The 10,657-nt window shown below is 65.5% G+C and carries 7 protein-coding genes; 2 read left to right on the top strand and 5 right to left on the bottom strand.

Annotation, left to right across the window (positions count from 1 at the left end; genetic code table 11):
- The coding region (gene recC / locus AWB82_RS21540; protein WP_086970824.1) for an exodeoxyribonuclease V subunit gamma at positions 1-2,755 on the bottom strand (2,755 nt) is incomplete at its 3' end.
- A gap of 204 nt (positions 2,756-2,959) precedes the next feature.
- Here recC and AWB82_RS21535 point away from each other — a divergent pair.
- Positions 2,960-5,527, top strand: a complete 2,568-nt coding sequence (locus tag AWB82_RS21535) for an FUSC family protein (RefSeq protein WP_086970823.1) — start codon at positions 2,960-2,962, stop codon at positions 5,525-5,527.
- A gap of 12 nt (positions 5,528-5,539) precedes the next feature.
- Here AWB82_RS21535 and AWB82_RS21530 read toward each other — a convergent pair whose 3' ends face one another.
- The 3 genes from AWB82_RS21530 to AWB82_RS21525 form a co-directional block, all read right to left on the bottom strand.
- The gene (locus AWB82_RS21530; protein WP_086970821.1) at positions 5,540-5,761 is read right to left on the bottom strand and encodes a hypothetical protein; all 222 of its coding nucleotides are present in this window, start codon (positions 5,759-5,761) and stop codon (positions 5,540-5,542) included.
- Positions 5,762-6,203: 442 nt separating this feature from the next.
- Positions 6,204-6,395: a hypothetical protein gene (locus AWB82_RS37225; protein WP_143756800.1), complete on the bottom strand. Its 192-nt coding sequence runs from the start codon at positions 6,393-6,395 to the stop codon at positions 6,204-6,206.
- 272 nt (positions 6,396-6,667) lie between these two features.
- Entirely contained in the window at positions 6,668-7,141 is a 474-nt protein-coding gene (locus AWB82_RS21525) for an Lrp/AsnC family transcriptional regulator (RefSeq protein ID WP_086970820.1), read from the bottom strand.
- A 126-nt stretch (positions 7,142-7,267) separates the two neighbouring features.
- Here AWB82_RS21525 and AWB82_RS21520 point away from each other — a divergent pair, with 126 nt between their 5' ends.
- Positions 7,268-7,876, top strand: coding sequence for a cysteine dioxygenase family protein (locus AWB82_RS21520; RefSeq protein ID WP_086970819.1), 609 nt, complete (start codon positions 7,268-7,270; stop codon positions 7,874-7,876).
- Positions 7,877-7,883: 7 nt separating this feature from the next.
- Here AWB82_RS21520 and AWB82_RS21515 read toward each other — a convergent pair whose 3' ends face one another.
- Positions 7,884-10,580 (bottom strand): mechanosensitive ion channel family protein, encoded by a 2,697-nt coding sequence (locus tag AWB82_RS21515; protein WP_086970816.1) that lies wholly within the window; start codon positions 10,578-10,580, stop codon positions 7,884-7,886.
- Positions 10,581-10,657 lie beyond the last annotated feature (77 nt).

The raw sequence follows: 10,657 nt of genomic DNA, 5'->3' as shown, positions 1-10,657 counted from the left end.
CCTGCCACACGCCGCCCGTCGCGCCGCCCGGCATTTCCGGACTGGCGCGCGCGACCCGTCTCGCACGCTCGCGCGCGGCGCGATCGCTGTCGTCGGCGGCGTCGAGCAGTGCGGGCAGCACGCGCGCGGCGAGCGCATCGCGGCCCGCGAAGCCCAGCTCGAACGGCTCGGTGTCGTCGAGTTCGGCTTCGGCATCGACGAGCGCGATACCCAGCCGATCGCGCAAGAGCGCACGCGCCGGGTGCCCCCAGAAGCGCACGAAATCGTCGAACGCGACGGTGCGCACATCGTCTTCCTGAGGCAACGGCGCGCGGAAGAGTCGCGCGACGGGCTGCGTTTTGCCCGCATCCAGCGCGCGGGCGAGTTCGGCGCGCTCGGGCTCGTAAGTGAAGAGCCTGCCGTCCTCGTGAAAATACTCGGGCGCATAGGGCTGCAGCGGATGCTCGAACACGAAGCGCGCGCGCGCTTTCGCGAGCTCGTCCGGCGCTGCATGCTTGCCCACGACGGACTGCGCGAGATGGTCGAGCAATTCGTCGATGAGCGCGGCGGGCGGCAGCACGGCGTTGTCGCGGATGCTGCGGCCCGTGTACGCGATCATCAGCCGGTCGCGCGCCGCGAGCGCGAGATCGAGGAACAGATTGCGCTCGTCGTCGCGACGCTGACGGTCGCCCAGCTTGCCGAAGCGCGCCATCAAATCGAACTCGTCGGCGCGCGCGAGGCTCGGCAGCATGCCGTCGTCCATGCCGAGCAGACACACGACGCGATACGGCAAGCCGCGCAAGCTCGTCAACGACGAGAAGGTGACGCCGCCCCAGGGCACGCCGCCGCGCGCGGGATCGTCGAGCGTATCGGTGAGCGCGGTGCGGATCACGGCAGCCGATACGCCGGTCTCGCCCACGCCCTCTTCCATCGCGACGATCAGCGAATCGATCGCGCGGCGCACGTCGCCGATGGCATCGGTGAAAGCGACGCCCGCATCGAAGAAACGCTCCAGTGCATCGAGCAGCAGATCGCCCCAGGCGCGCGCGGTGCGCGGGCTCGCGATGCGTTCGGCGAACGCGTCGATGTCGTCGACGAAGCGCGTGAGACGGCCGAGCAATTCAGCGTCCGAGCCGTTCGCCCCTTCGATCGGCAGCCACTCCGCGACCGGCGCGCCGCCGCCCGGCAACGCGTAGCCGAGATAGAGACGCGTGAGCGCATCGGCGAAGGTGTGGCGCGCGGCGGGCACGTCGTCGGCCGTGAGGTCGTCGGGACGCAAGCCGCGCCGCGCGCCCGCGGCCGCGAGCCACGCCTGCGCCGTTTCGAGCGCGACGGCGTCGATGCCGTAGCGCGCCGCGATCGCATCCACGCGCAGCCATTCCACGAGTTCGGGCGCGCCGACGCTGCGCTCGGTGAGCGCGAGCCAGTCGATGAGCGCGCGCGCGACGGGATTCGCCTGCGACGGCGGCAGGCCCGTGATCCGGTACGGAATGCGCCGGCGCTCGTGACTCGCACCCGCGGGCGCGGTGCCGAAGATGCCGTCGATGAGCGGTCCCGCGACCGCGAGATCGGGAAACGCCACGAGCACGTCCGACGGCTCCAGCCCTTCTATATTGTCGAACCAGTCGAGCAGCCGGTCGTGCAGCACTTCGAGCTGGCGCGACAAGCTATGACACACATGCACTTCGATGCCGTTTTCGGCGATCTCCTCCGGCTGCGGCGCGGCGCTTTCTTCATCGAGCGCGAGGATGCCGTTCTGCAGACGCGCGAGCCAGGTGCGGGCGGGATTGTCCTCGAAGAGTTGCCGCTCGCTCGACGCGGCGCTCTCGGTCAACTCGTGCAGCATGTGCAGTTGCGCCTGCGTCTGCCGGCCCCATTCCGCGAGCAGCGGATGCCCCGTTTCCTGATAGTCCGCTTCGCCCTTCAGTTCGAGTTGTTCGACGCGCGCCTCGCTCACGATGTCGAACCAGAACTCGCGGCAGGGATTTTGCGCATAGATGCGCACGTCGATCCAGCGCGAAAGCTCGCGCAAGAGCGCGATATGCAGCGGCGGCATGGTCGGCAACGCGAACACGCTGATGCGGCGCGGCCATTGCGCGCGCATCACGGCGTCGAGATCGAAACCGGGCGCCTCGGCGAGAAAGCGGTATGCAGGCGGCGTCGGGTCTTTCTCGTTTCCGTTCTCATCGCGCGCGAGGTCCGCGAGCAACGCGCGCCAGAGCGCCCTTTGCCAGCGCTCGTCCTCGCGCTGGATGTCGTTCGCGCCCGAAAGCCGCGGGCCGCGCGCATCGATTTCGGCGCCGCTGCCCGCCAGAATCGAGCCGCCCGCCTGCCAATGCGCGAGCCACTCGGGCCGATACGTCAGATAGTGATCGAAGACCGTCGCGATACGGCGCGCGAGTTCGTAGCGCATGGAATCGTCGGCGGCATGGAGATACGCCGATAGCCGCGCCGAATCGCCGAACGACGGATCTTCGAAGAGCCGATAGCAGCGCCACGCGAGCCGGTCCGGCGCGAACGGCGAATGCGCGGGCACCGGCAGCACGCACCCGATCTGCGCCCAGAGCCACTGCGCGAGATAACAAAAGTCGACGTTCGCGCAGATGCCGAAGCGCTCGGCCATGTCGAGTTCGAGCCGCCGGCGCAGCGCCGCGCTCGGCACGATAACGGCCTCGCGCGCGAAGGGATCGCCCTCGCGCATCGCGAACGCGTCGAGGTCCTCGAAGAGTGCCGCGGCGAGCGTCTCGTGACGGTTCGAATAGAAGAGTTCGAGCATGGAAAGCGGCTTGCTATACGGTGTGTAAAGGCTCTATTGACGCGCGATTTGCAAAGCTTTGTCAGTTAATGCGCCAGCATAGCAAAGCGCGCGCGCCGCCGAGAACCTGGCCGAATGGCCGAGGTCCGAAGCCCGGGTGAGTTGGGTTAGACTCGATTCTCGCCTCGTCCCCAAAACGTCAACGAGCGTAAAAACAGGAAGTCGATGCGCTATTCGTTCGAAATCAGGAAGTTCATCTACAGTCAGTATTTCTTCGGCGGGCTGCGCATCGCTCTCGGCGTGTCGCTGCCCGCCGTCCTGATGCTCATCGTGTTTCACAATCGTGAACTCGGTTTCACGATCGCAACCGGCGCGCTGGGCGCGTGCGTCGTCGACATGCCCGGCCCGCTCAGGCACAAGCACAACGAGATGCTCGCGTGCACGCTGATCGGCTTCTTCGCGGCGCTCGCAACGGGCATCGCGACGGCACATCCGCTCACGCTCTGGCTGACCATCGTACCGTTGACGTTCGTGCTGTCGCTGATCGTCGTGTATGGCAATCGCTGGCCGCAGATCAGCTTCGCGACGCTCTTCATGATGGTCGTCACGCTCGAAGAACACTTCACGCCGATGCAGGCGCTCGTCAATGCATCGTGGATTCTTCTGGGCGGTCTCTGGTACACGTACTGGGCGACGCTCGTCTCGCGCCTGCTCGTCTATCGCATCGAGCAACAGGCGCTGGCCGAAAGCATTTTCAGTTGCGCGGAGTACCTGCTCGCGCGCGCCGAATTCTACGACGGCGACGCCGATCTCGACGAGTGTTATCGCGTACTCATCGAAAAGCAGATCGCGGCCGTCGAGCGGCAGGAAGCGGCGCGCGACATCGTGCTGCGCAATCTGCCGAAGGTGAAAAGCGGCAAGCTCGACGCGCGCCGCGCGCGGCTCTTCAACCTTTTCATCAACGTAGTCGACCTGCACGAATTCTTTGTCGGCGCGCATACGGACTACCCGCTCGTGAGGAAAACCTTCGCGGGCTCGGACGTGCTGATCTTCTATCGCGACCTCATGAGAAAGGCGAGCGCGGACCTCGAAGAAATCGGCCTCGCGGTGCTGCAGAACAATGAGGCTGGCCGCCAGATCAGCATGAAGGCCGAACTGCGCGCGATCGAATTCGAGCTGGAACTGATGCGCAAGCACGGGCTGCCCGGGAAAAGTCCCGAAGCGTACGCGGCGGCGGCGGCCGTGTTCAGGCGTCTATGGAGCGCGACGCGTCTCATCGACAAGATGCGCCGCCGCACGCGCGACGACGCCAGCGCGACCGAAACCGAAGTGCGGATCGACCACGCGTTGTCGCGCCTCATATCGAGCCGGCGCGTGCCGTTCATGCAGATCTTCTCGAATCTCACGATGGCTTCGCCGAGCTTCCGGCACGCGTTGCGCGTGACCATCGCCGTGGGCGTCGGGTTCTGGGTCGGACGTCTGCTGCCGCTCACGAACGCATACTGGATCGTGATGACGACGGTCATCATTCTGAAGCCCGGCTACTCGCTCACCAAGCAGCGCAACACGCAACGGATCATCGGCACGGCGATCGGCTGCGCGGTGACGATCGCGCTGATCCTCTTCGTCAAGGAGCCGCATATCCTGCTCTTCGTGATGTTCGCGTCGATGGTGATGAGCTACAGCCTCCTGCTTTTCAACTACGCGGCGAGTGTCGTGTTCACGTCGTCGTATGTGCTCCTGATGTTCCATCTGCTCGCGCCGGGCAACATGCGGATCATCGGCGAGCGCGCGATCGATACTGTGGTCGGCTGCGCGATCGCCATTGCGGCGAGTCATCTGTTCCCGTATTGGGAATATCGGCTGATGGGCAAGCCCGTGAAGGATCTGCTCGCCGCGACGCGCAATTATCTCGAAGCAAGCTGGTGGTGGCGCGCGAGCCAAAGCGACAAGGCGCGTGCGGCCGCGGCTCAATCGCCGGCGGTCGAAACGCCGGTCGATCGCGCGGTGTTCGCCGATGCGAATGCGGCTGCGGTGGCCGCGGCGTCGGCGGTCGAGACGCCCGCGCAAACCGTGACGATCGCTGCGCAAGCGGCCAACGAACCGGGCGCCGCGACACGGCCCGAACCGGCAATCGAACCGGCAATCGAACCGACACTCGCCGCCGATTCCGCGCTGAAGGCCGCGAGCGCGACGGCGCAGCGTTTGGCGTCGGTGAGCATCGGCGAGAGCACGGCGGCCACGGCGAGCAAGGGGGCATCCGCCGCAGCGACGGTGGCCGCCACCGCGCTCGACCGCGACTTTCGCTACCGGCTCGCGCGCAAGAACGTGCACATCGCGTTTGCGAATCTTGCGAACGCGTTCCAGCGCATGATGCTGGAGCCGAAGGCGCAGCAGAGGTACGCCGCCGAATTGAACGATCTGCTCGTGCAAAGCCATGTGCTCGCCTCGCAGATCACCGCTGCCGCGCCGCTCTTGCAGTCGCTCAACGAGGCGGGCGGCCAGCCGTTCGATCCGGTGCAGCGCACGTTCGGCATCGTGCGCGACAACCTTGCCGACGCCGAAAGCGAACTACCCGCGGCAGCGAAGCCCGATGCGCCGCCCGCGCAGGCGGATGCACTCAAGCAACTGCGGCGCGATCTGGACGAGATGGTCGTCGATGCCGAGCGCGCGCAAACGCTGCCCGCCGATGCGCTTCACGATCTCAAGCTGCTCGCGCATCAATGCAAGCAGATGCTGACGGCGTCATCGCTCATCGGCAAGGACGCGGCGCAGATTCGCCTGCCGGTTTGAGCGCCGCTGTCTTTACTGCGACGCGCCGAGTGCGGGCACGGCCGGCCGCACGTCGCTCGCGGCGGACGGCTGCGCGTTTTGCTCGTCGAACTCGCGCTTCTCGCGGATCGCGTTGAAGAGGATCGTGCCGATCACGATCAGCACCACGACGACGATAAATACGCTGACGGCGCGGGTCGGATTCTTTTTCGGCTTATCGTCCGGACGGCGCGGATCGCGAGGGTCGTGGGTCATGAAAAGGTTCGTGGCGACGTTTCGGGAAGGACCCGCTATGGTACTCGGGTTGGGTTTCAGTTGGATTGCGGGGAGTCGCAACGCGCCGACCGTGAACCGGCCGATACCGATTGCGGCGCTTTGACTCACATCGTTTCGAAACCCGCGCGTCTATCGCGAAATTCTCTGCTACACGCGCGCGCTTGAACGCAGCCCGTCCGATTGACCATACTAATCACGATTCCATGCGCGTCCGATCCTGGCAAGGGCTTGCAAGGGGCAAATACCGGGATACCCTATGACCGGACGTGTTGAGCCGCCCGCCGGGCGGCTTTTTGTTTCGAACGATGGTGCAGCATGCTGCCCGGAGTCACTTCGATGTCGGCGGAGCGCGCTGACGCTTGGCGCATAAAAAAGGCGGATCGTGCGATCCGCCTTGACTACTTCACCGACCACGCCGACGTCAGAAGACTACGGTCTGGTTGATAATGGTTTTGCCGTTGACGGTGATGACCGAAGTGGCCGACCCGGTCCCACTGGTCGGCGTCGCAGGGCCAGGATGCGTGCCCGACGTGTCGGGGCACGTGCCAATCTGTTTCGCGGCGCCACCGGCGACGTGGGAGTGAGCCAATGCATGGCGATCAATTTCAATCATTTTTCTTGAACCTCGCTTACATTCCGGGCCGCAGCCCGCGACGATACGGGGAATACCCCACCTTGGTCCTCGGCCGCATATGCATCACTCTATATTAGGAGTTCGAATGTATAAGGCCGGAAACCATTTCATCATACGCGTTTTGCGCGCTGAAATATTGCTTAAAAATCCTAAATTTATTTGCTGTCGGGCAGTCAAATCGTTCGGCGTCGAACCGGCCGCCACCGGCGGCGGCAAGCTCAATGCCGCGGGCTGGTACGCAAATCGGACCCTCACGGCTCAAGCACCGGTCTCACCGGCAACGCCGTCGAATATTTGATCTGCTCCATCGCGAAACTGGAGCTCACGTCATACAGCGGTACGGCGCGGATGAGTTGCTTGTACACGCGATCGTAATCGTCGATATCCGACACCACCACGCGCAGCAGATAGTCGGTCTCCCCGCTCATCCGGTACACCTCGACCACTTCCGGAATATCGCGGACCGCGCGGGTGAAATCCTCCGCCCACGTCTGCGTGTGCTGGTTGGTGCGCACCGCGACGAACACCGTCGTGCCGACGCCCAGCTTCTTCGGATCGCATAGCGCCACCTGCGCGCGGATCACGCCCGTCTCCTTCAGACGCTGCACGCGTTTCCAGCATGGCGTCTGCGAAAGATTCACCCGTTGCGCGAGTTCCGCGATGGGCATCGTCACGTCCTTCTGCAGCAATTCGAGCAGTTTACGGTCGATGAGGTCCATTCCCATGCTGCGCCCCTTATAGGAAATTATTCTATTTCTCGATGTCCGAGCGAAATTATATGGAAACTAATTCTGGAGGCAAGCCGGTATAAATGAGTCGGACGGAAACAACGAAAAGACGACTCATCCACTATGCGACTCGAACATGTCAGCCGCCTGGCGCGGCCCTTTTCATCGGCATCCGCGCCTTCGCCGGTCGCCGGTTGCGGCGCGCATCTAAACCCGGCGCTCGAACAATTGTGCGGCGAGATCGATGCCGCTTTCGCAGCCGCCGAAGCGCACCCGGGCGCGTCGTTCGGACAACGCGTGCGCCTCGCGCTGCAACGCGCGATCGCCGATCCGCGCGTGCTGCGGCCCGATCAGCGCGCGAGCGATCCGCAGAACTATTGCCGCCATCTGCTGGCCGCCGATCCGCTCAACCGCTATGCAATCGCCGCGCTCGTCTGGGAGCCGGGGCAGGCGAGCCCGGTGCATGGTCATCGGACGTGGTGCGGCTATGCGGTGATCGAGGGAGCGCTCGAAGAAACGCTTTATCGCTGGGACGCGCTCGGGCATCGCGCGATCGAGACGCGGCGTCATCCGCGTTCGTCGGGCGCGGTGTCGTATGTGGATGCGGGACGTGGCGCGATTCATCGGCTCGGCAATCCCGCCGATGCCGCCGCGCGCGCCGTGTCGCTGCATGTCTACGGCGTCGCGGGCGAGCAGATCGCCACGCACGTCAACGATCTGCTCGCGGCCTGAAGCAAACTCAGCCCTTGCCCGGCTCGGACGCGGTCGGAATCTGCGGCGGAATCTGCACGGATTGATCGGTCGGCGGAGGCGCCGGCTGCGGCTCGTGCGAAACGTCGCGCGCCGGGGCCGCCGGCACCTTCGTCTCGCGGGAAAACGCCGGACCGACCGCCAGTTCTTCTTCCTCTTCCACAGGCGGCGGCGCCTCGCCCGTCCAGATCCGCCGCGCACGCTCGCGCCCTTCGGCGTCCGCGCCCGGCATCGCTTCACGCGTCATTTGCACGTGCATCTGCGGTACGGGAATGTCCATGCCGGCTTCGTCCATCTTGCGCTTGATGCGCAGATTGAACGCCCGCGCGACGCTCCATTGCTGCAACGGCCGCGTCTTGATCTGCCCTTTCACGACCATCCAGTTCGGATCGAAACGGTCGAGTCCCCAGACCTCGACCGGCCCGAGCATTTCGAGCCGATAGCGGATATCGGCCATCAGCTCGGCGCCGACTTCGCGAATCATCTGCGTGACTTCGTCCACGTCCGCCGAAAACGGCACGCGCACCTCGAACACCGCATACGCGAAATCGCGCGACAGATTTTTCACCGTCTTGATTTGCGAAAAAGGAATCGCGTGGATCGCGCCCTGACCGTCGCGCAGGCGCACGGTGCGAATCGTCAGACTCTCGACGATGCCCGCGTGGCCGCCTTCGACCTCGATCGAATCGCCGACCGAAATCGTGTCCTCGATGATGATGAAGAGCCCTGTGATCAGATCCGCGACGAGCGACTGCGCGCCGAAGCCGACCGCGAGACCGATCACGCCCGCGCCCGCGAGCAGCGGCGTCACGTTCAGGCCGAGGTTCGCGGCCGTGACGATTGCCGCGCCCGTCAGCAGAAACACGAACACGACGTTGCGCACGAGCGGCAGCATCGTGCGGGCGCGCATGCTCGGGCCGCGTCCGCCGCGCCGCGCCGCGTCGGGCCTGAGCGCTTCCTGAATGCCCGTGTCGATGAGAATCCAGATCAGCCACACGACGAAGAACGTCAGCACGATCATCGCGACCGCGTGCGCGATGCCGCGCGCGGCCACACTCTCCTCGGCCATGTGCGCGAGCGAAAAGCCCCAGAAACGCGATGACAGTTCGAGAAACACGAGCCAGACGCCGACCACGATCATCGTGCCGACGAACTTGACGAGCCTGCGCACATACGCCGATTGGCGGCGCGGTTTTTTCGACTTGGGCCGCGTGATGCGCACGACGATTGCCGAGAGGAAGAACGCGACGACGAGCAGGCCCGCGGTCGCGATCGCCATCTGCAACACGTTCTCGGACGTGCCGATGCCCATCAGCGTCGCCACCACCGAGGCCGACGCGAGCAGCAAGAGCGGCAACTGCCACAGCGACGCGACCACTTCGAAGGTTTCGGTCGCGGCCTTGCGCGTGTTGCGCTGCTCGTAGGTGCGGCTGCGGATCAGATGCGCGACCGGCCGCTGGAACGCGAGCGCGAAATACGCGGTGAGACCCGCCGCGCCCATGTTCGCGCACGTCGAGATCAGCGCGGAGAGATTGGTGCCGAGTTGCTGCGCGACGTCGTAATTGGCGGCGGCGTCGCCGAGCGCCCCGAGCGTGCCGATCAGAAACAGCAGCCGCCGCGCGCGCACGATCAGCAGATTCACCGCGACGCGCCGGTGCGCCGAGCCGAAGAGCGAGAACATGATCAGACAGATCGCGGAGAACACCGCGCCCGCGACGATCGCGTAAGCGGTCACCATCGCGAGCGTGCGGCCGAGCGACAGCGGCATGTAGTGCGCAAACGTCAGCGCCGCGAGAAACGCGAAGAGATACGGCGCGACGCGGCGCAGCGCGAAGAGCAGCAGTTCGCGCGTCGTCGGATTCGAATGCAGGCCGGTGTCGATGCCATAACGCGCGCGCACGCGCTTCTGCAGATAGACCAGCGCCATCGCGCACGCGCCCCAGCCGGCGAGCGTCGCGATGTAGTTGAAGAGCGTGCGGCCGAACGGCTCGCGGCTCTGGCTCGTGACGATCGTGAACAGTTCGTTGCCGGCGGCGTTGAAGCGCCCGCTCCAGTAGGCGAACGGTGTCTTGCCGCGCTTCACGTCGGCTTCGATATTGGTGAGCGCCGACGCAATCGCGCCCAGCAGCCCCGCGTTCTGCGCGATGGTCGCCACGACCGACGATGTGGTCGTCCCCGAGGTCGGCTGCGCGCTCGCCGCCGTGCCGCTTGCGGTTGCGGTTGCGCTCGCGTCCGTTGTCGCGGAAGCCGCCGCCGCGCCTGGCGCCGGGGCCGGAGCCGCGTCGTCGGCGGCGCGTTTCGCCTCGCGCAAGTGCTTGAGCTGCGAGACGAGCGCGGCGCGTTGCTTGTCGCTGTCGAGCGTGGAGATGATGTTGTCGAGCGAGCGCAGCATCTCGGCATCGGACATCGCGGGCGTCGACGCCGATGCGGCATCCGGCGCGGACGCGGGCGCGGCCGGCGTGATCAGTTCCTGGAACGTGGGCAGCGTGAGTGCCGGTGTGGCCTGGACGGCAGGCGAGGCGAACGCGATCGACGCGGCCAGTGCGACCAGCATCGACGACATTGCAGGCGAAAACGCGCGCGAAGCGTGGCGCGCGAGCGCGGCGCGGAACAGCACGAGCGCCGCCATCCAGGAGATCGCGACAGACGCCGCCGCGCCCGGCGGCGCGAGCTTGCGTGACTTCATAACGGTCTCGATTTCTGAAAGACCGCCAGTTTAGCGGCTGTGACAGAGACGCTGCCCAACGCGGACGTAACGGAATG

This window comes from Caballeronia glebae, assembly GCF_001545035.1.
Taxonomy (GTDB): domain Bacteria; phylum Pseudomonadota; class Gammaproteobacteria; order Burkholderiales; family Burkholderiaceae; genus Caballeronia; species Caballeronia glebae.
The sequence above is the reverse complement of the archived record's forward strand: the minus strand, read 5'-3'. Positions and strand labels throughout refer to the sequence as shown.